21 protein-coding genes are annotated in these 26998 nt (G+C 70.9%); 8 read left to right on the forward strand and 13 right to left on the reverse strand.

The window, feature by feature from the left end:
• Window positions 1-86: 86 nt before the first annotated feature.
• Window positions 87-1559, reverse strand: coding sequence for a cellulase family glycosylhydrolase (locus AQJ27_RS05170; RefSeq protein ID WP_079064781.1), 1473 nt, complete (start codon window positions 1557-1559; stop codon window positions 87-89).
• Between the two features lie 256 nt (window positions 1560-1815).
• On the opposite strand from AQJ27_RS05170, the gene AQJ27_RS05175 reads away from it, so the two are divergent.
• Both AQJ27_RS05175 and AQJ27_RS05180 read left to right on the forward strand, forming a co-directional pair.
• Window positions 1816-4737, forward strand: coding sequence for a glycoside hydrolase family 48 protein (locus AQJ27_RS05175; RefSeq protein ID WP_067362140.1), 2922 nt, complete (start codon window positions 1816-1818; stop codon window positions 4735-4737).
• Between the two features lie 235 nt (window positions 4738-4972).
• On the forward strand, window positions 4973-7627 hold the full coding sequence (locus AQJ27_RS05180; RefSeq protein WP_067362143.1) for a cellulose binding domain-containing protein: 2655 nt from the start codon (window positions 4973-4975) through the stop codon (window positions 7625-7627).
• A 43-nt stretch (window positions 7628-7670) separates the two neighbouring features.
• Here AQJ27_RS05180 and AQJ27_RS05185 read toward each other — a convergent pair whose 3' ends face one another.
• Together AQJ27_RS05185 and AQJ27_RS05190 are read right to left on the reverse strand one after the other, a co-directional pair.
• A complete protein-coding gene (locus AQJ27_RS05185) occupies window positions 7671-9545 on the reverse strand; it encodes a rhamnogalacturonan lyase (RefSeq protein WP_067362146.1) in 1875 nt (624 codons plus the stop codon).
• Window positions 9546-9643: 98 nt separating this feature from the next.
• On the reverse strand, window positions 9644-10588 hold the full coding sequence (locus tag AQJ27_RS05190) for a helix-turn-helix transcriptional regulator (protein WP_067362149.1): 945 nt from the start codon (window positions 10586-10588) through the stop codon (window positions 9644-9646).
• Between the two features lie 148 nt (window positions 10589-10736).
• On the opposite strand from AQJ27_RS05190, the gene AQJ27_RS05195 reads away from it, so the two are divergent.
• Window positions 10737-11189, forward strand: a complete 453-nt coding sequence (locus AQJ27_RS05195; protein ID WP_201264247.1) for a hypothetical protein — start codon at window positions 10737-10739, stop codon at window positions 11187-11189.
• On the forward strand, window positions 11186-11656 hold the full coding sequence (locus AQJ27_RS05200) for a hypothetical protein (RefSeq protein ID WP_067362152.1): 471 nt from the start codon (window positions 11186-11188) through the stop codon (window positions 11654-11656). Before AQJ27_RS05195 ends, AQJ27_RS05200 begins: the two co-directional genes overlap by 4 nt.
• Here the strand turns inward: AQJ27_RS05200 and AQJ27_RS05205 are convergent.
• The gene (locus AQJ27_RS05205) at window positions 11625-12383 is read right to left on the reverse strand and encodes a class I SAM-dependent methyltransferase (RefSeq protein ID WP_067362155.1); all 759 of its coding nucleotides are present in this window, start codon (window positions 12381-12383) and stop codon (window positions 11625-11627) included. The two genes, AQJ27_RS05200 and AQJ27_RS05205, sit on opposite strands and share 32 nt — an antisense overlap.
• 5 nt (window positions 12384-12388) lie before the next feature.
• On the reverse strand, window positions 12389-12694 hold the full coding sequence (locus tag AQJ27_RS05210; RefSeq protein WP_067362158.1) for a 4a-hydroxytetrahydrobiopterin dehydratase: 306 nt from the start codon (window positions 12692-12694) through the stop codon (window positions 12389-12391).
• Window positions 12695-12904: 210 nt separating this feature from the next.
• Between AQJ27_RS05210 and AQJ27_RS05215 the strand changes: the two genes are divergently transcribed.
• Together AQJ27_RS05215 and AQJ27_RS05220 are read left to right on the forward strand one after the other, a co-directional pair.
• A complete protein-coding gene (locus AQJ27_RS05215) occupies window positions 12905-13744 on the forward strand; it encodes a helix-turn-helix domain-containing protein (protein ID WP_067362161.1) in 840 nt (279 codons plus the stop codon).
• A gap of 55 nt (window positions 13745-13799) precedes the next feature.
• A complete protein-coding gene (locus AQJ27_RS05220) occupies window positions 13800-14666 on the forward strand; it encodes a helix-turn-helix domain-containing protein (RefSeq protein ID WP_067362164.1) in 867 nt (288 codons plus the stop codon).
• Between the two features lie 76 nt (window positions 14667-14742).
• Here the strand turns inward: AQJ27_RS05220 and dnaK are convergent, their stop codons facing one another.
• The 6 genes from dnaK to AQJ27_RS05250 form a co-directional block, all read right to left on the reverse strand.
• The gene (gene dnaK, locus AQJ27_RS05225) at window positions 14743-16611 is read right to left on the reverse strand and encodes a molecular chaperone DnaK (RefSeq protein WP_067362167.1); all 1869 of its coding nucleotides are present in this window, start codon (window positions 16609-16611) and stop codon (window positions 14743-14745) included.
• Window positions 16612-16741: 130 nt separating this feature from the next.
• Complete coding sequence (locus AQJ27_RS05230) at window positions 16742-17167, reverse strand: OsmC family protein (protein WP_060901013.1); 426 nt, start codon at window positions 17165-17167, stop codon at window positions 16742-16744.
• A gap of 129 nt (window positions 17168-17296) precedes the next feature.
• On the reverse strand, window positions 17297-19033 hold the full coding sequence (locus AQJ27_RS05235) for a vWA domain-containing protein (RefSeq protein ID WP_096239689.1): 1737 nt from the start codon (window positions 19031-19033) through the stop codon (window positions 17297-17299).
• Window positions 19034-19104: 71 nt separating this feature from the next.
• Window positions 19105-20166, reverse strand: a complete 1062-nt coding sequence (locus AQJ27_RS05240) for an ATP-binding protein (RefSeq protein WP_067362174.1) — start codon at window positions 20164-20166, stop codon at window positions 19105-19107.
• Window positions 20167-20317: 151 nt separating this feature from the next.
• Window positions 20318-22402, reverse strand: coding sequence for a phage holin family protein (locus AQJ27_RS05245; protein WP_096239621.1), 2085 nt, complete (start codon window positions 22400-22402; stop codon window positions 20318-20320).
• An 88-nt stretch (window positions 22403-22490) separates the two neighbouring features.
• Complete coding sequence (locus AQJ27_RS05250; protein WP_067362177.1) at window positions 22491-22925, reverse strand: hypothetical protein; 435 nt, start codon at window positions 22923-22925, stop codon at window positions 22491-22493.
• An 85-nt stretch (window positions 22926-23010) separates the two neighbouring features.
• Here AQJ27_RS05250 and AQJ27_RS05255 point away from each other — a divergent pair, with 85 nt between their 5' ends.
• On the forward strand, window positions 23011-23784 hold the full coding sequence (locus AQJ27_RS05255) for an MBL fold metallo-hydrolase (protein ID WP_067362180.1): 774 nt from the start codon (window positions 23011-23013) through the stop codon (window positions 23782-23784).
• 14 nt (window positions 23785-23798) lie between these two features.
• The gene (locus tag AQJ27_RS05260; protein ID WP_079064823.1) at window positions 23799-24473 is read left to right on the forward strand and encodes a DedA family protein; all 675 of its coding nucleotides are present in this window, start codon (window positions 23799-23801) and stop codon (window positions 24471-24473) included.
• 74 nt (window positions 24474-24547) lie between these two features.
• Here AQJ27_RS05260 and AQJ27_RS05265 read toward each other — a convergent pair whose 3' ends face one another.
• The gene (locus AQJ27_RS05265) at window positions 24548-25714 is read right to left on the reverse strand and encodes an MBL fold metallo-hydrolase (RefSeq protein WP_201264220.1); all 1167 of its coding nucleotides are present in this window, start codon (window positions 25712-25714) and stop codon (window positions 24548-24550) included.
• Window positions 25711-26958 (reverse strand): aminotransferase class I/II-fold pyridoxal phosphate-dependent enzyme, encoded by a 1248-nt coding sequence (locus AQJ27_RS05270; RefSeq protein WP_067362183.1) that lies wholly within the window; start codon window positions 26956-26958, stop codon window positions 25711-25713. Before AQJ27_RS05270 ends, AQJ27_RS05265 begins: the two co-directional genes overlap by 4 nt.
• Window positions 26959-26998 lie beyond the last annotated feature (40 nt).

Genomic DNA, 26998 nt, shown 5'->3' on the forward strand with positions numbered 1-26998 from the left:
TTGACTGCTTGCACGGGTGTGCGTCTGGTTCCTGCGCAGGTGAGCGTCTGATTCCTGCGCGGATGTGCGTCTGATTCCTGGGCCGGTTATCCGTTGAGGGCGCGCAGATGATCACGCAGCCCGACTCCGTACGACGTGGGAGTGCCGTCGTAGTCGGAGATCAGGGAGGGACCGGAGGAGCAGTCCCAGGTGTTCCAGGTCCAGCCGAGGTAGGAGAGCCCCCGGTCGTCGAACCACTTCATCGCGGTGTCGACGAAGCCGTGGGAGCAGGTGTTCTCGCCGATCTCCCCCGCCACGAGCGGGACTTGGGCCGCCACCGGGGCGAGCGTCGAGTTCCAGCAGCTCTCACTGGCACACGTGTTGAAGTTGTACGTGTGGAAGGCCGCGACGAGGTTGCCCGTCGGATCGCTCGGCTTGTACGTCAGCCACTGGCTCAGGTCGTTGGAGTACGCGAGCCCGCCGGCCAGGACCAGGTTCCTGGCGCCGGTACCGCGCACCGCGTCCACCAGGTCCTGCATCCCGGCGACCTCGTAGCCGATGCCCGGGCAGGTGCCGCCGTCCTTCCAGCAGGCCCACGCCTGGGCGGTGGTGGAGGTCGCACGGTCCGGGTAGGGCTCGTTGAACAGGTCGAAGGCGACGGCCTGGTCGTCCTTGAACGCACCTGCGACCGAGGACCAGAACGCCGGGCTGTACTGCGCGTCCGGCATCGGCTTCTGGCAGGTGGCGTGCACGTCCGAGCAGCCCGCCGAGTTCCCGGTGTACTGCCCGTAGTTCCAGTGCAGTTCGACGAGCGGGGTCATCCCGTGCGCCTCGACCCTGGCGACCAGGTCCTTGACGGCGGAGATGTAGTTGGCGCCCGCGTACTCCGGTTTGATGTTGGACAGGCCGAGCCAGCACTCCTCGTTGAGCGGAATGCGGACCGTGTTGGCCTTCCAGTCGGCGATGGCCTTGACCGAGGCGTCGTCGACGGGGCCGTCGAAGATGCCGTATCCCTGGACACACATGAACTCGCCGCCGGAGCGGTTGACTCCGAGCAGCCGCCGCGTCGTGCCGTCGGCGTCGACGAGCCTGTTCCCGGAGACATACAGCTCGGGTGCCGTACCGGTCGTGGGCGGCGGGTCCGTCGGGGTCGGCGACGGCTCCGTGTCCACGTTGCACGTGGTCCCGTTGAGCTTGAACGTCGTGGGTACGGTGTTGCTCCCCGACCACGAGGCGAGGAACCCGGCGCTGACACTGGCCCCTGAGCCCAGCGAGCCGTTCCAGCTCTCGTTGGCCGCGGTGACCGTCGTGGCGGACTGGGACCACTTGGCGTTCCAGCCCTGACTGACCTTCTGACCGTTCGCGAAGTCGAAGGTGAGACTCCAACCGCTGAGCGCGGCCCTGTTGTTGGTGATCTTCACGGCGCCCTGGAAGCCGGTGTCCCACTGGCTCGTGACGGAGTAGTCCACCGTGCACGCGGGTGTGGCTCCTGAAGCCGTGACGACCGGCGCGATCGCGGTGCCCACGAGGGCGACCGCGGCGCCGACCACTAAAAGTCCTGAACGCGGAGGGTGTCGCATGAGCGACTCCTTGCAGCTCGGGCGCGTCGTGACGGACGCGTCGACTGATGGAACCGCTCCCACTGGTGCGGATGAAGTTAGCGCCAAGTGCCGGTAAAGGACAGAGGCGTCGCACTGTTGATCAATCGAACAATTTCGACTCTTCAAGCACCTTGACCCCTTCGACCCCCCTCTCCAATATGGGAGCGCTCCCACTGGTTCAAGGCTTGTTGCTGCTCCGCCCCCACTTCTCCGAGCCGCAAGGAGGAACCAGGACATGCACCCAAGTTCCAGAAGCAGACGCCGGAGGGCCCGGCGGCTGTGGACCGCCGTAGTGGCCGCCCTCGCGCTTCCGCTCACGATGCTCGCCAATGGTTCAACTCCCGCTCAAGCAGCGGGAGTTCAGTGCAGTGTCGACTACAAGACCAATGACTGGGGCTCCGGCTTCACCGCGGATCTCACGCTCACCAACCGGGGTACGGACCCGATCAACGGCTGGACCCTGACGTACGACTACGCGGGCAACCAGACGCTGGCCAACGGCTGGAACGGCACCTGGTCGCAGTCCGGCAGGACGGTCACCGCGAAGAACGCCTCCTGGAACGGGACGATCGCCGCCGGGGCAGCGGTCTCCACGGGCGCGCAGTTCACCTACAGCGGCACCAACACGGCGCCCGCCTCCTACGCGATCAACGGCACCACCTGCACCGGCGCCCACCAGCCGCCGGTCACCGTGCTGACCAGCCCGGCCGCGGGCGCGGTCTACACGCAGGGTGACGCGATCCCGCTGGCCGCGACCGCGGCGGCCGCCGACAACGCGACGATCGCCAAGGTCGAGTTCTACGACGACACGACCCTGCTGGGCACGGACACCAGCTCCCCCTACACGCTGTCGACGTCCAGCCTGGCCGTGGGCAGTCATTCGCTGGTGGCCAAGGCGTACGACAGCCTGGGCGCTTCCGCGGCGTCCACACCGGTCGGCATCACGGTCGCCTCGGGGCCCGCCGTGGTGGCTTCACCGACCCAACTCGGCGTGCAGCAGGGCAAGTCGGGCACCTTTGCCGTGCAACTATCGAAACAACCGGCCGCGAACGTGACGGTGACGACCGCCCGTACGGACGGCAATACGGGCCTTTCCGTGACCGGCGGCGCCTCGCTCACCTTCACCCCGGCCAACTGGAACACGGCACAGAACGTGACCGTCACCGCCGACGCCTCCGGGACCGGCGCCGCGACCTTCACGGCCTCGGCGACCGGGTACGCCAAGGCGACGGTCACCGTGACGGAGCTGGCCGCGTCGAAGGCGTACGACGCCCGTTTCCTGGACCTCTACGGCAGGATCACCAACCCGGCGAACGGCTACTTCTCGCCCGAGGGCATCCCCTACCACTCGGTGGAGACGCTGATCGTCGAGGCGCCGGACCAGGGGCATGAGACGACCTCGGAGGCGTACAGCTATCTGATCTGGCTGCAGGCGATGTACGGGAAGGTCACCGGCGACTGGTCCAAGTTCAACGCCGCGTGGACGACCATGGAGACGTACATGATCCCCACCCACGCCGACCAGCCGACGAACTCCTTCTACAACGCCTCGAAGCCCGCGACCTACGCGCCGGAGCTCGACACCCCGAACGAGTACCCGGCCAAGCTCGACACGGGTGTCTCCGTCGGTTCGGATCCGATCGCGGCCGAGCTGAAGAGCGCGTACGGCACGGACGACGTGTACGGCATGCACTGGCTCCAGGACGTCGACAACGTCTACGGCTACGGCAACGAGCCCGGCACGTGCGAGGCCGGACCGACCGCGACCGGACCGTCGTACCTCAACACCTTCCAGCGCGGCGCGCAGGAGTCGGTGTGGGAGACGGTGCCGCAGCCGACCTGCGACGCCTTCAAGTACGGCTCCACCAACGGCTATCTGGACCTCTTCACCGGGGACTCCTCGTACGCCAAGCAGTGGAAGTACACCGACGCGCCGGACGCCGACGCGCGGGCCGTGCAGGCCGCGTACTGGGCCGACGTGTGGGCCAAGGCGCAGGGCAAGGGCGGCGATGTGTCCACGACCGTCGGCAAGGCGGCGAAGATGGGTGACTATCTGCGCTACGCCATGTACGACAAGTACTTCAAGAAGATCGGCAACTGTGTCGGCCCGTCGACCTGCGCGGCCGGCACCGGCAAGGACGCCTCGCACTATCTGCTCTCCTGGTACTACGCCTGGGGCGGCGCGACCGACACCTCGGCGGGCTGGGCCTGGCGCATCGGCTCCAGCCATGTCCACGGCGGCTACCAGAACCCGCTGGCCGCGTACGCGCTCAGCTCGTACGCCGACCTGAAGCCCAAGTCCTCGACGGGGGCGACCGATTGGGGGACCTCCCTCACCCGGCAGCTGGAGTTCTACCGCTGGCTGCAGTCCAACGAGGGCGCCATCGCGGGCGGCGCGACCAACAGCTGGGCGGGCCGTTACGCGACCCCGCCGGCCGGGACGCCGACCTTCTACGGCATGTACTACGACCAGCAGCCGGTGTACCACGACCCGCCGTCCAACCAGTGGTTCGGCTTCCAGGCCTGGTCCATGGAGCGGGTCGCCGAGTACTACCAGCAGACGGGGAACGCGAGCGCGAAGGCGATCCTCGACAAGTGGGTCTCCTGGGCGCTGTCCAAGACCACGATCAACCCGGACGGCACCTACCAGATCCCCTCCACGCTCCAGTGGTCCGGCACGCCCGACACATGGAACGCTTCAAGTCCCGGCGCCAACACCGGACTTCACGTGACCGTCGCCGACTACACCAACGACGTCGGTGTGGCCGCCGCGTACGCCAAGACCCTGTCGTACTACGCCGCCAAGTCCGGCAACGCCCAGGCGAAGACGACGGCGAAGGCACTCCTCGACGGCATGTGGAGCAACTACCAGGACGGCCTGGGCATCGCCGTCCCGGAGACCCGCGCCGACTACAACCGCTTCGACGACACGGTCTACGTACCGAGCGGCTGGAGCGGCAAGATGCCGAACGGCGACACGATCAACTCCACCTCGACCTTCAGCTCGCTCAGGTCCTTCTACAAGAACGACCCGAACTGGTCGAAGATCGAGGCCTATCTGGCGGGCGGAGCCGCGCCCTCCTTCACGTACCACCGGTTCTGGGCCCAGGCGGACATCGCCCTGGCCATGGGCTCGTACGCGGAGCTTCTCGAATAGTCCCCGCCGGGCGCTCCGCGGGTCGGGCGGTACTTGAACTGCGGGCCGGTTGTGGCTGGTCGCGCAGTTCCCCGCGCCCCTGGCGGGCGCGAGGCCCCGCACCGCGCCTCTCCGGGCGCCCGAAGCTCCGCGTGCGCGGTCTCGTCACCTGACGACGAGGCCACCTGGCCGGGCGGCCCCCACCCGCACTGGGGGCCGCCCGGTCGTCATGCCCTCCTTCAGAGAGGACCCCACCGTGCGAAGAACCCGTATCCTCACGGCCGTGCTGGCACTGGCCGCCGGCCTGCTGGCGGGCAGTCCGTCCGCCCTCGCCGCGAGCACCCCGACAACGACGCTCGCCGCCGACACGTACACCTGGAAGAACGCCCGGATCGACGGCGGCGGCTTCGTCCCCGGCATCGTCTTCAACCGCTCCGAGAAGAACCTCGCCTACGCCCGCACCGACATCGGCGGCGCCTACCGCTGGCAGGAGTCGACCAAGACCTGGACCCCGCTCACGGACTCGATCGGCTGGGACCGTTGGGGCCACACCGGGGTGGTCAGCCTCGCGTCCGACTCCGTCGACCCGAACAAGGTGTACGCGGCGGTCGGCACGTACACGAACAGCTGGGATCCCGGCAACGGTGCCGTGCTGCGCTCCGCCGACCGGGGCGCGAGCTGGCAGCGGACCGATCTGCCCTTCAAGCTGGGCGGGAACATGCCGGGCCGGGGCATGGGCGAGCGCCTCGCGATCGACCCCAACCAGGACAGCGTGCTGTACCTCGGTGCGCCCAGCGGCAAGGGTCTGTGGCGGTCCACGGACTCGGGTGTCACGTGGTCGCAGGTGACCAACTTCCCGAACGTCGGCAACTACGTGCAGGACGCGACCGACACCAGCGGCTATGCCTCCGACAACCAGGGAATCGTCTGGGTCACCTTCGACGAGTCCACCGGCACCTCCGGAAGCGCCACACAGACGATCTACGTCGGGGTCGCCGACAAGGACAACGCGGTCTACCGCTCGACGGACGGCGGCGCGACCTGGTCCCGGCTCGCCGGGCAGCCCACCGGCTACCTCGCCCACAAGGGCGTCCTCGACGCCACGAACGGCTATCTCTACCTCGCCTACAGCGACAAGGGCGGCCCGTACGACGGCGGCAAGGGCCAGCTGTGGCGGTACGCGACCAGGACCGGGACCTGGACGAACATCAGCCCGGTCGCGGAGGCCGACACCTACTACGGATTCAGCGGACTGACCGTCGACCGGCAGCATCCGGGCACGGTGATGACCACGGCGTACAGCTCGTGGTGGCCCGACACCCAGATCTTCCGGTCCACCGACAGCGGCGGCACCTGGACGAAGGCCTGGGACTACACCTCGTACCCGAACCGCTCGAACCGCTACACGATGGACGTGTCGTCCGTGCCCTGGCTGACCTTCAACGCGAACCCGTCACCCCCCGAGCAGTCCCCCAAACTCGGCTGGATGACCGAGGGGTTGGAGATCGACCCGTTCGACTCCGCCCGGATGATGTACGGAACGGGCGCGACGATCTACGGCACCGAGAACCTCACGAACTGGGACAGCAACAGCCAGTTCACGATGCGGCCCATGGTCCAGGGCCTGGAGGAGACGGCGGTAAGCGACCTTGCCTCTCCCCCCTCCGGAGCCCCTCTCCTCAGCGCCCTCGGTGACATCGGCGGCTTCCGGCACACGGACCTCACCAAGGTGCCGTCGATGATGTACACCTCGCCGAACTTCACCACGACGACGAGCCTCGACTACGGCGAGGCCAACCCGAACACGGTGGTGCGCGTCGGCAACCTCGACTCGGGCCCGCACATCGCCTTCTCCACGGACAACGGCGCCAACTGGTTCGCGGGCACCGACCCTTCGGGCGTCAGCGGCGGCGGCACGGTCGCGGCGGCGTCCGACGGCAGCCGCTTCGTGTGGAGCCCGGTGGGCGCGGGCGTGCAGTACACGACCGGCTTCGGTACGTCGTGGTCGGCGTCCGGCGGCATCCCGTCCGGCGCGATCGTGGAGTCGGACCGAGTCGACCCGAAGACCTTCTACGGGTTCAAGTCCGGCCGGTTCTACGTCAGTTCGGACGGCGGCGCCACCTTCTCCGCCTCCGCCGCCACCGGCCTGCCGAGCGGTGACAGCGTGCGCTTCAAGGCGCTGCCCGGCGCGAAGGGCGACGTGTGGCTGGCGGGTGGCGCGAGCGACGGCGCGTACGGGCTGTGGCACTCCACGGACGGCGGCGCGAGCTTCACCAAGCTGTCGAACGTCGACCAGGCCGACACCATCGGCTTCGGCAAGGCGGCGACCGGCGCCTCGTACCAGACGCTCTACACCAGCGCGAAGATCGGCGGGGTGCGTGGCATCTTCCGCTCGACGGACAAGGGCGCGAGCTGGACCCGCATCAACGACGACGCCCACCAGTGGGGTTGGACCGGCAGCGCGATCACGGGAGACCCGCGGATCTACGGACGCGTGTACATCGCGACCAACGGGCGCGGAATCATCTACGGCGACAGCTCCGACACCGGTGGCGGGGGTGGCGGCACGGATCCGACGCCCCCGCCGACGGGCGCCTGCGCGGTGACGTACAAGATCACCAACCAGTGGTCGGGCGGCTTCCAGGCCGACGTGGCACTCACCAACACCGGCACCACCGCCTGGAGCGGCTGGTCCCTGAGCTGGCCCTTCACGGACGGACAGCAGATCACCCAGGCGTGGAACGCCGATGTCACCCAGTCGGGCACGAGCGTCACGGCGAAGAATGTGAGCTGGAACGCGAACGTGGCGACGGGTTCATCGGTGAGCTTCGGCTTCACGGGAAGCTGGACGGCGGCCAACACCAGACCCACGGCCTTCAAACTGGGCGATCAGACCTGCACGGTGAGCTGACGGGAACGGGGGCGCGCGCCGGCTCCGGCGCGCGCCCCGCTGCTCACGGGGTGTAGACCGTCGGCCGGGGCGCCGTCGCCATCCCGTCGCCGATGTAGAAACTCGGGTGCGGGGGCTGGTTGTAGGCCGTGTTCTGCCAGGCCAGGGCCGTGCGGTACTGGGTGTCGTGGAGGAGGGTGGTGATCCTTGTGGTCGTCTCGTAGGGGGTGGAGTAGATCCTGAGGGCCGTGTTGTCGGTCGTCGGCCAGACGACCTCCTCGCGCCAGTCTCCGAGGATGTCGCCGGACAGTGACGGAGTCGCCTTGGTGCTGTTGTTGGAGTGGACGCCCGAGCCGGTCAGCAGGCGGGTGTCGGACGAGGTGCCGTACTTGTCGATGTGGGTGTCGTCGAGGAGTTCCCGGACGGGGTCGCCGTCCCACCAGGACAGGAAGTTGACGCTGCCCGGCTTGCGGGTCGCCACCACCGTGCCCTGCGGGTTGCGGACGCCGTCGGCGTGCGAGGACCAGGACTCGGCGCCCGCGCTGCCCGCCCAGATGTCACCGGAGACACCTCGGCCGTTGTCACCGTTGGCCGCCGTGGACCAGAGGATCGCGCCCGTCCTGGCGTCCGCCATCCAGGACGCCGGTTTCGAGGAGTCCTCGTCGACCTTGAACTCCTCCAGACCGGGACGGGAGGGGTCGAGGTCGCCGACGTGCATGGCGTCGCCGTGCCCGTTCTTGGTGGTCCACAGGCCGTTGCCGTTGTCGTCCACGGCCATCGAGCCGTACACGATCTCGTCCTTGCCGTCCCCGTCGACGTCCGCGACCGACAACTGGTGGTTGCCCTGGCCGTCGTAGCCCTTGCCGCTGTTGGTCGAGGAGTTGGTGTCGAAGGTCCAGCGTCGGGTGAAGGCGCCGCCCCGCCAGTCCCAGGCGGCGATGACGGTACGGGTGTAGTAGCCGCGCGCCATGATGAGGGAGGGCCGGGAGCCGTCCAGGTAGGCCGTTCCCGCGAGGAAACGGTCGACGCGGTTGCCGTACGAGTCGCCCCAGGAGGAGACCGTGCCGCGCGCCGGGACATAGTCGACGGTGCCCATGGCGGCGCCCGTCTGCCCGTTGAACATGGTCAGGTACTCGGGCCCGGACAGCACGTATCCGCTGGAGTTCCGGTAGTCGGCGGAGGAACTGCCGATCACCGTGCCCCGGCCGTCCGTCGTCCCGTCCGCCGTCTTCATGGCGACCTCGGCCTTGCCGTCGCCGTCGTAGTCGTACACCTGGAACTGCGTGTAGTGCGCGCCCGAGCGGATGTTCCTGCCCAGGTCGATGCGCCACAGGCGCGTGCCGTCGAGCTTGACGCCGTCGATGACGGTGTTTCCGGTGTAGCCGGACTGGGAGTTGTCCTTGGCGTTGGTGGGCTGCCACTTGAGGACGAAGTCGAGCTGGCCGTCCCCGTCGAGGTCGCCGACGGAGGCGTCGTTGGCCTCGTAAGTGTAGGCGACTCCGTCGGGAGTGGTGCCGCCCGCGGGCGGGGTGATGGGCACGTCCTTGTATCCGGTGCGGAACTGCACGGCGTGGACGGAGTCGGCCTGCTCGACGCCGTCCAAGATCGCGCGGACCGTGTAGTCGGCCTGGGCGGGCGCGCCCGAGTGGAAGTAGTTCGTGGAGCCGGTGATCGGCGTCGGGTTGACCAACGTACCGGCCCGGTAGACGTTGAACGACACGTCGTTCGGGTCTGTGCCGAGCCAGCGCCAGCTGACCAGGTTGCCGCTGTCGGTGTGGACACTGACGACGCCCCGGTCGAGGGACTCCACCTGCCGAGCCGTGGCCGCATGGGCCGTTCCGGTGCCGAGGGCGGTGAGTCCGGCGGCGATCAGGGCGGCCGAGGCCACCAGGGCCGAACCGATGGCGCGTCTGCGGTGCTGCCTGTGCGGGTGCTGCACGATGGTTACCTCCTGAGAGGACAGACTGCTTCTGTCCCCTCAGTTGCCGCGACGGGCAGGTGGGTTGCCGCCTTTCGGCAAGCATTCGCAAGCGCTCTCTACGCGTACAGGCGGGCCAGCGCCGCCACCGTGCGCGCGATGCGCTCCCGCAGTTCGGCGGGCTCCAGTACCTCGATCGCCGCGCCCAGTCGCAGGAATGCGTCGTGGGCCTGGTCGATGGACTCGATGGGGACGGTGGCACGCGTCCAACCATCCGTATCTGTATGGCCGTTGACCTCGGCGGCCCGGGCCGCCGGGCCGGTGAGAACGGTTCCCGGCGCGATCCGGATCAAGGCCTCGGCGCCGTGCAGCCGGTCGTGGAACTCCTGTTGGTACGCCGTCCAGTACGCGGCCAGGTCGAACGCCTTCGGGCGACTGAACTCCTCTGCCGTCGAGGTGAGTTCGAGAATCTGGTCGACGCGGAACGTGCGCGGACCGGGGCCCGCGACGACGTACCAGCGGCCCGCCTTCAGGACCAGGCCGTACGACTCCAGGCGGCGCCGCACATCCGTGGGCTCGCGCCAGCGGCGGTACAGGACGTGCAGCACCCGCGCGTTCCAGACGGCGTCGGCGACGGCGGGGAGGTACGGGGTGTCGTCGGCGTCCGCGTACCAGCCGGGGGCGTCCAGGTGGAAGCGGCCGCTGATCCGGTCGGCGTGCGTACGCAGCTCGCGCGGGAGGGCGGCGCGCACCTTCAGCTGGGCGGCGGCCAGGACCGGGCCGAGGCCCAGCTCGGCGGCGGGGCCGGGGACGCCGGCCAGGAAGAGGGCCTCGGCCTCCCCCTCCGTGAGGCCGGTGAGACGGGTGCGGTAGCCGTCGAGGAGACGGTAGCCGCCGGCGTGCCCCGCGTCGCCGTACAGCGGGACGCCCGCCGCGCTCAGCGCCTCGACGTCCCGGTAGACCGTGCGCACCGAGACGTCGAGTTCCTCGGCGAGGTCGGCGGCGGTCATCCGGCCGCGGGTCTGGAGCAGCAGGAGGATCGAGACGAGCCGGCTGGACTTCACTGACACAGGATGTCAGTGAAGTCGGCCTAGCGTGCGGGGCATGGCTTCCACGACCTTGCCGAACTCCTCGAACCCCCTGAACTCCCCGAGCTCCCCGAACGAACGGAACGAACCGAACTCCTCCGCGTTCAGGGAGAAACTGCTGACGGTGCCGCCGCCCATCGAGGTGGCGGGGCGACGGATCAAGCGCTACCACGTCACCGCGGACCCGGCCGGTATCGCGCCCGACGTCGAGGCGGCGGCGTACGCGATGCTGCCGGAACTGCTGCCGGAGCCCGACGGCACGCCGCCCGCGACCTTCGTCGTACTGCACCGGGGCGGCGACGACGGCGCCTACCTCAACGCGTACAGCTGGGTGTGGGACAACGTCCTGCACTTCCGCGGCGCGTCGGCGGGCCAGCCGGTCCTGGGCTGCCCGGACCGGGACCCCACGCACTTCGTCACGCCCGACCTCCCCTGGATCGGCTGCGTCTGGGAGCTGCCGCCGATCCTGCACGAACGCGACGCCTGGGTGCGGCACATGCTCGTGCCCGACACCCCCGACCTCGACGCCTACCTCGCCGATTCCCTCCCCGAGGGCACGACTGGAGACCGCTCATGAGCAGCCCGCACGACTTCGACTTCTTCCACGGCGAGTGGGACGTCCGCCACAGGCGTCTGACCGACTTCCTCGACCCCGCCAGCGCCTGGGAGGAGTTCGGGTCCACGAACCGCTGCTGGAGCCTGTTCGACGGGGCCGCGAACATCGACGAGATGACGGTGCCCGCTCAGGGCTGGCAGGGGCTCACCCTGCGGCTCTTCGACCCGGTGGCGCGGGTGTGGTCGCTGAACTGGTCGTCGAGCCGCAGCGGGAAGCTGTTTCCGCCGGTGGTGGGGCGGTTCGGGTCCGACGGGCGCGGTGAGTTCCACGGCGACGACACGCACGCCGGGAAGGACGTGCGGGTGCGGTTCGTGTGGTCGGGGATCTCCCCGACCACGGCCCGCTGGGAGCAGGCCTTCTCCGTGGACGAGGAGAAGACATGGGTGACCAACTGGGTCATGGAGTTCGCGCGGCGGGGATCTTCCTGAACGCGCGGAGCGCGAACCGCGGGTCGGGGCGCGGGACTTCCTGATCGGGCAGCGCTTCGAGCAGCGTGACGAAACGCTCGGTCAGCGGGTCGTCCGGGGCGATCCGGGTGAACCAGCCGCGGCGCAGGTCCGCCACCGTGCTGCGCGGGCTGCGGCCCTGGCCGTGGCCCCGGAAACGGGCCCGACCGGCCGGGGTGAGGCCGTGCTCGACGGCGTACGCCTCGACGTCCTCGGGGCGGTCCTGGGCGGGGCGGCGCGGGCGGGAGGCGAGTACGGCGTCGATGTCGCTGCCCACGTCGTGCGCGGCGGCCTTGTCGACGGTGGTGACGTACACCCCGCCCGGGCGCAGGACCCGCGCGCACTCGGCGACGATGGCGCGGACGTCCTCGGCGCCGTCGACCAGATGGAGCAGCCAGACGCTGGTGACGGCGTCGAACGAGGCGTCGGGGAAGGGCAGTCGGCGGCTGTCGGCGCGGATCACCGCGCCCGGGAGCCGTGCCGCAGCCATCCGGGCCATGCCCTGCGCGGCGTCCGCGCCCGTCACCCGGAGTGCCGGGCGGGCGGCGGCGAGGCGGCGGGTGACGATTCCGGTGCCGCAGGCGACGTCGAGCAGGGCCTGTACGTCGTCGGGGACGAGGCCGAGTACGGCGTCCGCGGCAGCGGCCGCTCTGGGCTCACCGCCCCTGCTGGCGTCGTACGCGTCGGCTTCCTTGTCGTAGTCCAGCATGCGGATCAGTGTGCGCCATGTCCCGGAGCGAGTGCCTCCACCCTGCGGGCGAGCTTGAGGTCGAGCTCGGTGACGGCTCCGCCGACGCTGTGGGTGTTCACGGTGAGGGAGATCGTGTTGTAGCCGAGGGTGAGGTCGGAGTGGTGGTCGAGCTCCTCCTGCACCTGGGCGATGTGTACGACCATCGCGGTCGCGGCGAAGTGGGAGGGGAGGTGGTAGGCGCGGGCGAGGTGGTCGCCGTCCAGCGACCAGCCGGGCAGCTCCGCGAGCTGATCCTCGATCTCTTTCTGCGACAGGGGTTCGACGGGCATGGCCTCGCTCCGTTCTTCTTGCGGTGGGGTGCGGTGGGGACTGTTTCTCAGCCTGCCACAGTCCCCCGACCAGGGCTCTGCGGCGCCCCGTCTTCGACTGCGGGTGTGTGGGGGCTGGTCGCGCAGTTCCCCGCGCCCCTGGAAACCCGGGCCGTCCGGCGTTCGAGGACCAGGCCCACACCGGGAGCGTTCCTCGGTTACGGTCGGCGTATGTCCATCGTCGCCGCTGGTCCGACCAGGCCCTCAACCACCCCTGCCGGCAAAGGCGTCGGCCCGCTGCTGCGCGGCTGGCGGGAGCAGCGCCGGGTCAGCCAGCTGGAACTGGCGCTGCGGGCCGACTCCTCGGCCCGCCACATCAGCTTCATCGAGACCGGCCGCTCGCGCCCGAGCGAGGAGATGGTGCTGCGGCTGGCCGAACACCTCGACGTCCCCGTACGGGAACGCAACGCGCTGCTGCTGGCCGCCGGCTACGCGCCCCACTACCCGGAGACCCCCCTCGACGACCCCTCGATGGACGCCCTGCGCCAGGGCATGGAGCAGTTGATCCAGGGCTACGAGCCCTACCCGGCGCTGGTGGTCGACGCCACGTACACCGTGCTCGCCGCCAACCGTGGCATCACCATGCTCCTGGAGGGCGTCCGCGAGTCGCTGCTCACGCCACCGCTGAACGCGATGCGGCTGACCCTCCACCCGGAGGGCCTGGCGCCGCGGATCCGCAACCACCGCGAGTGGCGCGACCACCTGCTCGCGCAGATGGAACGGCAGATCGCGCTGGACCGCTCCGAGCCACTGCGTGCGCTCTACGAGGAGGTGGCGGCCTACCCCGTACCGGAGCGGGAACAGGAAGGGGGACTGGATGGCGGCGTCGAGCCCGTTCCCTATTTGGCGCTCCCCCTGCAGATCGAGCACGGCGGGCGCGTGCTGTCCTTCATCTCCTCCATATCCACTTTCAACACCCCGATGGACGTCACCGTCGCCGAGCTGGCCATCGAGACGTTTCTGCCCGCGGATCCGGCGACGGTCAAATACCTTCAGTCACTGGTCTCTTGACGGAGTGTCGCCGATCCGTTTGAGTGGGGGCTTCGGCGCTTGGGGAGGGCGTGGCGTGAGTGAGCGGCGGGCTGCGCCCACCGTGGGGCAAGTGGTGCTCGGGCGGCGGCTGCAGGAATTGCGCGAGGCCACCGGGCTGAGGCGGGAAGAGGCCGCACGTGTCCTGCGTGTCGCCCCGGCGACGGTGCGGCGGATGGAGATGGCCGAGGTCGCCCTCAAGATCCCGTACCTCCAGGTGCTGCTGACGACGTACGGCGTGGCCGACGACGAGGTGGCCGCCTTCGTCGCGCTCGCCGAGGAGGCGAACCAGCCGGGCTGGTGGCAGCGGTTCCACGATGTGCTGCCGGACTGGTTCAGCATGCACGTCAGCCTGGAGGGCGCCGCCCGTCTGATCCGCTCGTACGAGCCGCACTTCGTGCCCGGGCTGCTGCAGACCGAGGAGTACGCGCGCGCGGTGCTGGAGGCGGGAACGGTGGGCCAGACGGGGCCCGAGGCCATCGAGCGGCATGTGACGCTGCGTATGACGCGGCAGCAGCTGCTGCTGGGGCGCGAGCACCGGCCCCGCCTCTGGGTGATCATGGACGAGACCGCGCTGCGGCGTCCGGTGAGCATCCGTGGCGAGGTCATGCGGGACCAGATCGACCGGCTGCTGCGGGAGATGGAGAGCGAGGACATCTCCGTCCAGGTCGCCGAGTACGCGAGCGGCCCGCATCCGGGGACGTACACCTCCTTCGCGCTGTTCCGCTTCGCGGAGCCGGAGCTGCCCGACATGGTCTACAGCGAGTACCTGACCGGTGCCATCTACCTGGACTCGCGCGCCGAGGTGGCCACGCACCTGGAAGTGCTGGACCACATGTCCGCCCACGCCGCCTCCGTGCCCCGCACCAAGGAGATCCTGCGGGAGATCCGGGACTCCTACTGAGAGGTTCCCGGAGGGGGGTTCTTGGCGAGGAGTTTCCAGGGAGGGGCTCTCCGAGAGCCCCTCACCTCGATGGTCCTTATGCCGCGCCGCCCCTCGTCTCCCTCTCGTCGTCCACGATCTCGGCGTCCACCACACCCTCCTCCTCCGCCGCCGTGGTGTGCTCGGCGGCCGGCTCCTCCCGGGGTGTCTGCTGGGCCTGGGCGTACATGGCCTGGCCCATCTTCTGGCTCACCGAGGCCAGGTTCTCGACGCCGGTACGCAGGGCGGTGGTGTCGCCGGCGGAGTCCTCCAGGAGCCGCTTGAGGTCGGCGACGGCGGACTCGACCTCGGGTTTCGTCTCGGCGGGGATGCGTTCGTCGTTCTCGCGGAGGAACTTCTCGGTCTGGTAGACGAGTTGTTCGGCCTGGTTGCGGGTCTCGGCGGCCTCGCGGCGCGCGCGGTCCTCCTCGGCGTACTGCTCGGCCTCGCGCATCATGCGGTCGATGTCGTTCTTGGCGAGCGCGGAGCCGCCCGTGACAGTCATCTTCTGTTCGCGCCCGGTGGCGAGGTCCTTCGCGGAGACGTGCATGATCCCGTTGGCGTCGATGTCGAAGGCGACCTCGATCTGCGGGACTCCGCGCGGCGCGGGCGGCAGCCCGGCGAGGTCGAAGACACCGAGCTTCTTGTTGTACGCGGCGATCTCGCGTTCGCCCTGGTAGACCTGGATACCGACCGAGGGCTGGTTGTCCGCGGCCGTGGTGAAGATCTCCGAACGGCGGGTCGGGATCGTGGTGTTGCGCTCGATGAGCCTGGTCATGATGCCGCCCTTGGTCTCGATGCCGAGGGACAGCGGGGTGACGTCGAGGAGCAGGACGTCCTTCACGTCCCCCCTGATGACACCCGCCTGGAGGGCCGCGCCGAGCGCCACGACCTCGTCCGGGTTGACGCCCTTGTGCGGGTCCTTGCCGGTGAGTTCCCTGACCAGGTCCGTGACGGCGGGCATCCGGGTCGAGCCGCCGACCAGGATGACGTGGTCGATCGCGGCCAGCTTGACGCCCGCGTCCTTGACCGCCTGGTGGAAGGGGGTCTTGCAGCGGTCGAGCAGATCGGCGGTCAGCTCCTGGAACTGGGCGCGGGTCAGTTTCTGCTCCAGGTGCAGGGGCCCGTCGGCGGTGGCGGTGATGTAGGGCAGGTTGACGGTGGTCTCGGAGGAGCTGGACAGTTCGATCTTGGCCTTCTCGGCGCCCTCGCGCAGCCGTTGCAGCGCCATCTTGTCGTGGCCGAGATCGATGCCGTACGAGGCCTTGAAGCGCTGTGCGAGGTGTTCGACGATCCGCTGGTCCCAGTCGTCGCCGCCGAGCCGGGTGTCGCCGTTGGTGGCCTTGACCTCGATGACGCCGTCGCCGATCTCCAGGAGCGAGACGTCGAAGGTGCCGCCGCCCAGGTCGAAGACGAGGACGGTCTGCTCCTCGCCCCGGTCGAGGCCGTAGGCGAGGGCGGCGGCCGTCGGCTCGTTGATGATCCGCAGCACCTTCAGGCCCGCGATCTCGCCCGCCTCCTTGGTGGCCTGGCGCTGGGCGTCGTCGAAGTACGCGGGCACGGTGATCACGGCGTCCGTGACGTCCTCGCCGAGGTAGGCCTCCGCGTCCCGCTTCAGCTTCTGCAGGACGCGCGCCGACAGTTCCTGGGCGCGGTAGCGGGTGCCGTCGACGGAACCCTGCTCCGGGAAACGCCAGCTCGCGTCGCCCATGTGGCGCTTGACCGAGCGCGCGGTGCGCTCCACGTTCGTCACGGCCTGCCGTTTGGCGACCTCGCCGACGAGCACCTCGCCGTTCTTGGCGAAGGCCACCACGGAAGGGGTGGTGCGCGCGCCCTCCGCGTTGGTCACGACGGTGGGGTCGCCGCCTTCCAGGAGGGCCACCACCGAGTTCGTCGTACCGAGGTCGATCCCGACCGCACGTGCCATGTCCGTCCCCTTCCGCCAGGGCGCTGCCCACCTTCAAGCACAAAACTTGAGTGCGCTCTTGTCAATGGGGCGGACATGACAGCGCCGCGGGCCCTACGCGGGGACCGCGGCGCCGTACTACTCGGGGACGTCAGGCCAGCTTGGCCGTCAGGGTGATCGTCGTGCCGGTCAGCGCCGCGCTGACCGGGCAGTTCTTCTTCGCGTCCTCGGCCGCCGCGACGAAGCCGTCGTTGTCGAGGCCCGGCACCGTGCCCTCCACGGTCAGGTGGATGCCGGTGATGCCCTCGCCGGGCTGGAAGGTGACGTCGGCGTTGGTGACGAGCTTGGTGGGCGGGGTGCCCGCGCCCGCGAGGGCGTGCGACAGCGCCATGGAGAAGCAGCTGGAGTGGGCGGCGGCGATCAGCTCCTCGGGGCTGGTCTTGCCGTTGGCGTCCTGCGCCCGCGACGCCCACGTCACCGGCTGCTGGCCGATGCCGGAGGAGTCGAAGGTGACGACGCCGCTGCCCTCGAGCAGGTTGCCTTCCCACACGGTGTGCGCGGTGCGCGTGGTTGCCACGATGATTCCCTTCGATGGGGTCCCGTTTTCGGGGTTCGTGCGCACCATCCGATCACACCTGCGCGCGACTCACCCAGAATGACGGCTCACCGAACCGCGAAGACGGCTCACCGAGACCGCGAAGACGGTTCACCGCACCCGGAAGACCGGTCCCCGCGCCGTGAACGGGAGCCGCGCGCCCTGCGGAATCAGATACGCGTGCTCGCGCCGCACCCGCAGCACGTCGCACCAGCCGTCCGTGATGACCAGCAGCGGCGCGCCCGGCGGGAAGTCGTCCGCGCGGTGCAGCAGATCGATGCCGGGCTGCAGCACCGTACCGCCGCGCCCGTGCACCCGTACGCGACCGGCGATCTCGGTGACCGGAAGATAGCCCGCGTCGTGCGGCGCCGCGTCGCAGAACACCACCCGAGCGGCCGGTACGTCCCGGGCCTCGGCGTACGAGGCGATGGCGCCCAGCGCCTTGCCGAGCAGCGTGCGGTCCATGGAGCCGGAGGTGTCGAGGACGACGCCGAAGGTGCAGCGGGCGATCTCCTCGGGCGGGAAGTACCGTCCCGCGCGCGGGATGTCGGGGGTGGACGCCTGACGGCGCGAGGGGCGCGCGTACGTCCGTACCGGCTCGGGGCGGGGCACGAACTCGTCGAACCAGCGGGCCAGGCGGGCGTCCCAGGGCAGCGGCGGATGTTCGAGCGCGCGGATCTCCTCGACCAGACCGCCCGGCAGATAGCCCCGCTCCAGCTGCTGGTGCAGGTCGAAGCCGTGGCTCAGGCCGCGCCGGTAGAGCTCGTCCAGGTCCACGTAGTCGCGCGGGGAGCCGAGCGGGGCGCCGAGGATGTCACCCGCGCCCTTGCCGCGCAGCGTGGACAGCCGGCGCATCCGGCGCAGGTCCTTGGCGATCCGGTCGTACACCTCCTCCGCCGACAGATCCTTCAACTCCGCGTCGTACAGGAGCCCTTCGGGCATCGTGCCGACCTGCATCTCGCACAGCCAGCCGTTGATGACGTAGTCGGCCGCGATGTTGAAGAGGTACGGGTCGCGGGGGCCGCAGCGGTCGCCGTGCCGCAGGGCGGCGTGCAGCATCTCGTGGGCGAGGACGAACCGCCATTCCTCGTCGTCCAGTTGACGCAGCGGGTTGACGTAGATCTCGCCCGCCTCCGCGTTCACGGCGGCGACGGAGATGTCGTGGGCGCGGGCCAGTTCGGCGTCGGCGACCAGGGTGATGCCGGCCGCGATGCCGCCGAGCAGCGGGTAGGAGGAGATGAACCAGCTCAGCGCCCGCTCCCAGGGCTGCAGCCGGGTGGGCCCGCCGCGCATCGAACCGCGGCGGCCGCCGGCCACGTCCATCGCCGTGGCCACGGTGCGGGTCAGGGCGTGCGCGAACTCGAGCTGCCAGTCCGGGGCCCGGCCGCCCTTCCAGGTGTCCCACGGCACCAGCAGCTGGTCCGGCTCGCCGCCGGCCGTACCGCAGCGCTCGTACGGGGCCGGAGTGCCGTCGCGCCGCCAGCGGGCGGCGAGTTGCTCCTCGTCGCCGTCGGGGTACGTGGGCGGCAGGTCCTCGGGGGTGAGGCCGATGGGGAAGCCGAGCAGGAAGCGGTTGACGACCGCGCAGCGGGCGGCGAGAGCGTGGCGGTCGGGCTGCTCGCGCGTCTTCGGCGCCGCCGGGACATGGCCGAAGCCCAGGTGGATGACGGCGTGCGCGACCGCCCAGGCCCACTCGACGGGTTCGGCGCGGCGGGTGGGGTGGACGTGCAGCACGCCGTTGGAATCGACGCGGACGAGACCGTCGCGGGGCGAGTCGGGGCAGTCCTCCTGGCGGCAGGTGCTGAACCCGATGGCGGCGAGCGCCCGGTTGGCCCGCACCAGCCGCATGCCCTCCGCGAAGGCCTCCGCCGCCAGGTCCTTCTTCGGCTGTCCCTTGCCGCGGCTCGTCGGGGTGCGGCTCACTGCCGCGCCTCGACCAGCCGGGGCATGTCGCGGGCCGCCTCGACCAGGAACCAGGCGGGCAGCAGGGGATTGCCGTCGGTGTCCGGGGCGATGACGCCCTGCGCGACCTCCACGGAGATCTCCGCGAGCTGCACGAGCAGCGACTTGGCGCGGTACGCGGTCTGCTGTCCGCTCGCCGAGAGGTGCTCCTTGCTGGCGGGCAGCTCCTTGACGAGCCGGCCGCGGAAGGACTCGGCGAGGTAGTACAGCAGGTCGCGGTCCTCGGGGCGGTGCGGCCAGCGGGCGTCGCCCTTGACGATCGCCTCGATGCCGAACCGGCTGCGCACGATCTTCACATAGCCGCAGAAGGCGACCGCGTGCGCGGGCGTCAGGGTGCCGTGCGCGATCACCTTCAGGGTCGGCTCGTCGAGGGCCGGCCCGAAGGAGTGCAGCGCGTCGGAGAGCATGTGCCAGGAGCGGGGCGTGGAGAACGGCTCCTCGGTCTTCGGCGGCTTGGACCACAGGTGGTCGGGCCGGTCGGTGAGGTGGTCCACGACCCAGGGGTGAATGCCGTTGACGGCGGCCCAGGCGAGCCAGTCCTTGGAGGAGGCCTCCAGGTGCACGTGCGTGAGGCGGTTGATCAGCGCGGAGGCGATCGGGCGGGCCAGCGCGTTGTCGGTGGCGCGGTTGCCCGCGCCGATCACGATCGAGCCCTTGGGCAGCTCGTAGTTGCCGATGCGGCGGTCCAGGATCAGCGAGTAGAACGCCTTCTGCACATCCGGCGTCGCCGCGTTCAGCTCGTCCAGGAAGAGGCAGTACGGCTCGTCCCGGGCGATCGCCTCCGGCGGGCAGAACACCGAGCGCCCGTCGCGGATCTGCGGGACGCCGATCAGGTCCTCGGGTGCGAGCTGGGTGCCGAGCAGGCTGACGCACTCCAGCCCCAGCGACTCGGCGAACTCCCTCACCAGGGAGGACTTTCCGATGCCGGGGGCGCCCCAGAGGAAGACCGGCCGCACGGTCGCGAGACCGAGCAGCAGTTCCGGTATACGGGCGGGGGTGACGGTCACGACTGCCTGCACGCAGCATCCTCGGGGGTCGGGAAGTGCCCCGCGGGTGCGCGGTGCTCCATGCGAACAGTGTGTGCGCGGGGCTCGCCGACCGCAGCCCATTTTCCGCCGCCACCGACCGCAGCCGTTTTCCGCCGCCCCGGCCCGGTCCCCTGGCCGTGGCTCAGGCGGCGCGCTCGTCCGCGGGCGCCGCCAGCGGCACTTGGGGGCCGTCGCACTCGCGCAGCCAGCGCCGCAGTACGCGGTGCACCTGCTCGGCGCCCACGAGATCCGCGTCGTCCTCGACCGGCACGGACAGGGCCACCGGTGACAGCAGGAAGGGGCGTGCCTGGGCCCCGCCGAGTCCGCCGTGCGAGCCGATCTGCTCCTCGAAGGCGAGGACCTCGCCCTCCTTCGGGTCGTACGCGGAGTTGACCATGATGTCGGCGACGTGCGGGAAGGAGTGCGTACGTCGCACGGCGTCGGCGGCGCCGGGGCCGAAGTCGGCGAGCGGGCCCGGGCGCGCGTCGTCGAGCTTGTCGACCGGCACCTCCGCGCCGTTCGCGCCCAGCACGAGTCCGCCGTACTCCTCGCTGCGGACCAGCACGAAGCCGACGCCGGGGTGGTTGGCGAGGGTCGACAGCAGCGCGGGGTGGCGGCGGTCGATCTCCTCCCGGCTCATCCGGTGCGGCACGTCGGGGAAGGAGACCAGGCCGAGGTTGCCCGAGGCCAGCACGACGGGCTCGGAGCGGCGCGAGGGGCGGTGACGTTCGCCGCGCTCCTCGACGGGTCTGCGCAGCGCGGCCCGCACCGCCGCCCGCGCCTCGGTGCCGCTGTGGGTTCGCTGCGCCCGGCGCGGCACGGGCAGCCCGCAGCCGGCCCGGACCAGGTTGCCGAGGCTGAGGCCGTAGCGGGTGAGGAAGGTCTCGCCGGGGCTCTGGCCGTGATCCGACAGCACCACGATCCGGTAGGGCCGCGGGGCGTGTTCGGCGACCTTGGCGACCAGGGCGAGGGACCGGTCGAGGCGCTCCAGGACCTTCTCGGCGTCCCGGCCGCGCGGCCCGGAGTGGTGGGCCACCTCGTCGTACGCCACCAGGTCCGCGTAGACCGCGTTGCGCCCGGCGAGCATGTCGCCGATCACCGCGGCGACGACGACGTCCCGCTCGACGACGGTCGCGAAGGCGCGTACGAAGGGGTACAGCCCGCCCCGCTTGACCCGGGGCCGCCGCTTCTTCATCCGGGCCCACGTGGACTGGCCCATCTCGCGCAGCACCTCGGCGACGAAGGACATGGCCGTACGGACGGCGTTGGCGGGGTCGCTGAAGTACGCGAAGTAGCCCGAGCGGGAACGGTTCTCCCGGCCCCTTCGCGCGGCCATGGACAGCACCAGAGCCAGCTGGTCGGCGCCGCCGCTGAAGAGGTTGCCGCGGCTGGCGCCGTCGACGGTGAGCAGGCCCCCGTCGCCGGTGTACTCGATGGCCCGGCGCTGGAGTTCGGCGGCGCTGGAGGGCCGGTTGCACACCATGACCTCATGCGTGTCCTTCTCGTACCAGCGGAAGGCCGGCACGTCGTGGTTGCTGCCGTGCAGGATGCCGAGCTGGCTGGCGCCGGTCTGGCTGGACCAGTCGGTGCGCCACGGGGTGAGCCGGTGGGTGGGGCAGCCGCCCTCCCCGGGGCCCTCCAGCCACTGCGCGACGGTGGGCATCAGCCCCTTGGCGACCGCCTCCTCCAGCACGTCGTGGCCGACGCCGTCGAGCTGGAGGAAGACGGCACCGGGGGTCGAGGGCCAGGCCTGCCCGTCACCGCGTCTGCGGCGCCGGTCGGCGAGCCGGTAGAGCCTGCGCCGGTAGGCGTCGTCGTCCCGGACGGCGAGGGCACCCCCGGTGGCCGAGGCGACCGCGGACATCACGGCGGCGACGACCACGGCGGTCTCGGGCGCGGCCTCGCCCTGCCCGGAGGGGTTGATGCGCAGGGCTATCAGCAGCAAGGAGCCGTTCAGGAAGAAGACGAGCAGACCGAGCACGAGGGCGGGCACCAGGAGCAGTGCCCGTACGAGCAGGGGCCACACGAGCGAGGAGAGCAGACCGAAGACGGCCGCGCCGACCCCGGCGGTGACGGCGATCCGCGTGGCGCTGTCGCCGTTGCTGGACTCCAGCTGGAAGTCGGGCAGCACACCGGCGAGGACGAGCATGGTGACCGTGGACACGGCCCACACCGCGATGCTCCGCCACACTCCGCTGAGAAGTCGCCGCCAACGCCTTCCGCCCACGCCCTGTCCACCTCACGTCCCGGCCCGCCCGGTGTGCGAGGCCCGCTCCCACCCTGTCACAACGGTCGAGCGGCCCCCGGTGTCCCCCTCAGCGGCCGTCGTAGCCCGCGGTCGGCATCGACAGGCGGCGGTGGACCCGGGCCTTCATCTGGGCGTCGTACGACGGTTCCGCGCACCCGACCGTCTCGATCCGCACGCCGCGGCGGGCGCACTCGGCGTTGAACTCGTCCACGGAGGCGAGGGCGCGCTCCAGGACGCGGTGGCTCGGCGCGACGAACAGGTCCACGAGGCCCGCCTCGACGTCCGCCCACAGGGTGCGGTGGTCAGGGCGCAGACCGCGGACGAGGAGCTCGCGGGTGACGACGTAACCGCGCTCGGCGGCCCAGCGGGCGCACATCGCGTACTGGCTGCGGGAGTCCACGAGGAAGGGGTCCGCGTCGAGCTCCTCCAGGGGCGTCAGGCTCGCGATGGCCGTGACGCGGACCAAGGTCGGCACTGCGGAGGCGCTGCGCGCGTGTCCCATGGCGTCCCCCCTCACCTCCGGGTTTCGCCGCCGACCCTACTCCTGCACGTAGGCTCGGGGGGAGTCGCACGGAGGAGGCAAAGAAGTGCCGGTGGAGATCACCTGGTGGGGGCACGCCACTTGCACGCTGGAGGACTCCGGCACACGCGTCCTCACCGATCCGCTCTTCGCGCGCCGGCTCGCGCACCTGCGGCGCAGGCGCGGGGCGCCGCCCCCTCCCGAGGCGGCGGTCGCGGACGTGGCGCTGGTCTCGCATCTGCACGCGGACCATCTCCATCTGCCCTCGTTGCAGCGGCTCGCGCCGGGCACTGTGGTACTGGTGCCGAAGGGCGCGCCGCGCGTGGTGCCGGCGCTGCGCAGGCTGGACCATCTGCGGTTCGTCGAGGTGGCGCCCGGGGACCTGACCGAGGTCGGTGACCTGGTCGTACGTACGGTGTCGGCGCGGCACGACGGGCGGCGACTGCCGGTCGGAGCGCACCGCTCCCCCGCGCTCGGCTTCGTGGTGGAGGGCGAGGCGCGGACGTATTTCGCCGGGGACACCGGGCTGTTCGAGTCGATGGCCGAGGAGGTCGGGCCGGTCGACGTGGCGCTGCTGCCGGTCGGCGGGTGGGGCCCGTTCCTCGGGGAGGGACACCTTGACGCGGGGCGGGCCGCCGAGGCGCTGGCTCAGCTGATGCCGAGGAGCGCGGTGCCGGTGCACTACGGCACGTACTGGCCCATCGGCATGGACAGCGTGCGCCCCCATGAATTCCATGCGCCGGGTGATGAGTTCGTGCGCCTGGCTGGGGAGCGTGCGCCCCAGGTGGCGGTGCACCGGCTCGAACACGGCGAGAGCGTGCGCCCGGAGGTCGCGCGGTGACACCTCTGACCGCCATGGGCGCGGCCCCCGCGATAGTCCTGTCCGCCAAGAGCACCACCCCGGCCCTGTTCCTGTCCGCCACGGGCGCGGCCGTGTCACCGGAGAGCACGCAGCAGGCGATCGGCTATCCGTCGCTGTTCGTGCTGGTGCTGATCGGCGCGCTGGTCCCGGTGGTGCCGACGGGTGCGCTGGTCAGTTCGGCGGCCGTGGTGGCCTTTCACGAGACGGCGCCGTTCGCCCTGCTGCTGGTCTTCGCGGTGGGCTCGCTCGCGGCGTTCCTCGGTGACGTGGCGCTCTACTGGCTCGGCCGGCGCGGCATGGGATCCAAGAACGGCTCGCGCTGGCTGGAGGCGATCCGGGTGCGCGCCCCGGAGGACCGCCTCACCCAGGCCCAGGAAAAACTGGACGACCACGGCGTCGCCGTCCTCGTCCTGTCCCGCCTCGTCCCGGCGGGCCGCATACCGGTGATGCTCGCCTGCCTGCTGGCGAAGATGCCCCTGCGCACCTTCGCCCGCGGCGACATCCCCGCCTGCCTCGCCTGGGCGGCCACCTACCAGGTCATCGGCATCCTCGGCGGCTCCCTCTTCGACGAGCCGTGGGAGGGCGTGGTGGCGGCGGTCGTACTCACACTGGCGATCAGTGCGGCGCCGGGGGTGTGGCGGAGGGTACGCGGAACCGCGCCGCGATAGCAGCAGCGCCCCTGGAAGGGGCGCGAGGAACTGCGCGAGCAACCACGGCACCCGCAGGCACCCCACCACCGCCATCACCCCAGGACCCGAGAACCCCCCACCGCCAGATCCCACAGATTCCCCCGCTCCAACCCCAGCCGCTCCCAAGCCGCCTTCACCCGGGTCAACGGCTCCAGCACGGGCTCCGCGGACAGCACGAACGTCCCCCAGTGCATCGGCGCCATCCGACGAGCCCCCAGGTCGACAGCCGCCCGAACAGCTTCTTCCGGGTCACAGTGGACGTCACTCAACCACCACCGGGGGTCGTACGCCCCGATGGGGAGCAGGGCCAGGTCTATCCCCGGGTACCGCTGCCCGATGGCCGCGAACCAGTGCCCGTACCCCGTGTCCCCCGCGAAGTACACCCGCTGTCCTTCGGGCGCCGTCAGCACCCAGCCGCCCCACAGCGTGCGGCAGGTGTCGGTGAGACCGCGCTTGGACCAGTGGTGGGCGGGGACGAAGTCGAAGCGCACGCCGGCGAGTTCGACCGCCTCCCACCAGTCCAGTTCGGTGACCCGGGTGAACCGGCGGCGCCGGAACCAGCGCCCGAGTCCGGCCGGCACGAACACCGGTGTGTCGCGCGGGAGTCGGCGCAGCGTCGGCGCGTCCAGATGGTCGTAGTGGTTGTGGCTGATGACGACCGCGTCGACGCGCGGCAGCGCGCTCCAGGCCACGCCGACCGGGGTGATCCTGGCCGGGGTGCCGAGGATCTTGCGGGACCAGACCGGGTCGGTGAGGACGGTGAGGCCGCCCATGCGGATCACCCAACTCGCGTGCCCCGCCCAGGAGACGGCGACGGTGCGGGTGCCCACCCGAGGCAGCGGCCCCGGTTCGAAGGGCAGCAGTGGAATGTCGGCGAGCCCCTCGGGCCCCGGTCGCGGCGCCCCCTCACGGGCGAACCGCGCGAAGGCCCGCAGTCCCGGCAGCGGCGCGGTCAGCCGGTCGACGAACGACCGCGGCCACGCACGGCGCTCGCCGAGCGGACGGGGTTCGGCGAGAGGTGGGGGCTCGACGGGCGGACGGAGAGGACCGACCAGTGGGGAACGCCCCGCCGGCGGGGCCATGGAGGACGCCGGCTCCTCGGCGTCCTGCGTGTTCGTGGACACGGACGTACTCGTGGATATGGACGTGCTCGTGGATATGGACGTGTTCGGGGATATGCGCGTGCTCGTGCTCGTGGTCGACTGGGACTGCTGCGTCATCGAGGAGGCTCCCATCGCTGAGCGTCGTCACGGAGATCGTCGAACGCCGACCCCAGGAGGGTCAACGCGCGTTGCACCTGTGGCAGTTCCAACGGTGAGGGTGAACTGAGGCATTCCGCCCGCTCCTCGTCGGTGGTGCCGAGCAGCGCACCGGTCTCCAACCGCACGCGCAGCGCCTCGAGGTCGTCCCCGAAGCGGTGGCCGCCCGGCGCGGGCATGCCGAGCCGGGCGGTGAGGAAGTCCTCCAGTTCCTGTGCGTCTCCGACGCCGAGGGCGGTCAGCGCGGAGCTCAACGGACCGAGATCCACGTACAGATGCCGGCCGGCCTGCGGCGGCCGTGCGAGGGCCCCCGACCCGATCACCGCGCCGTGCGCGGCGAGAGCCACACGCGCGTGCAGGCGTACCGCGGCGGTCAGCCGCTCCGTGACCGCGTCCGGCTCCCCGAGGGCGTACGCGGCCGCCGCCGCGACCGGTTCGGCGACCCGGGCACCGAGCACGGTGAGCACGTCGAGGACGCGGGCGCGCAGCCGAAGTCCCTCGTCGGTGTCCGGGAAGCGGGCGACGGCGGCCGGCCAGCCCTGCGGCAGGAAGGCGCCCGCGAGGTCCGTGAGCACGGTGACCTCGCCGGGGAGCATCTCGGCAGGGCTGAGCAGCACGGTGTCGTGCGGCCGGTGCAGGGTGTCGCGCCACGTCTCGTCGCTGACCACGTGCAGTCCCTCGCCCACCGCGGCCTCCACGGTCTCGTGCACCACCTCGGGCGGTGCGACGGTGGCGGTGGGGTCGTCGGCGACGGAGATCACGAGCAGGCGCGGGTCGCCGCCCTCGGCGCGGACCCGGCGGACGGTCTCCAGGAGTGCGTACGGATCCGGCAGGCCGCCGCACTCCGCGGGCGTCGGCACGTGGAACACGGACCGGCCCAGGAGGCGGACCTGCGGTGCCCACCAGGCGGCGCACGGGCGCGGCACCATGACGTCGCCGCCGAGTGCGCCGGTCAGCGCGAGGAGCAGCGCCGGGGCGCCGGGGGCGGCGACCACCCGGTCGCGGTCGGCGGCCAGGCCCCGCCGGGTCCAGTAGCCGCAGGCGGCGTCGAGGAGCGCGGGGCCGCCGCCGGAGGGCTCGGCGTGGGCGTGGCCCGCCGCGTCGGCGAGCACGGCGCGCAACTCGGCCAGTACCGGCAGGCCCTGATCGGGAAGGGGCGGCCCGTAGCGGACCGGACCGTGTCCTTCCGGAACCGTCCGCCGCATACGTGCCTCCGTGCAGTCCATGGTGCCGTGCCCTGTCGTT

Source organism: Streptomyces olivochromogenes (assembly GCF_001514115.1).
In the GTDB taxonomy this organism is placed as follows: domain Bacteria; phylum Actinomycetota; class Actinomycetes; order Streptomycetales; family Streptomycetaceae; genus Streptomyces; species Streptomyces olivochromogenes.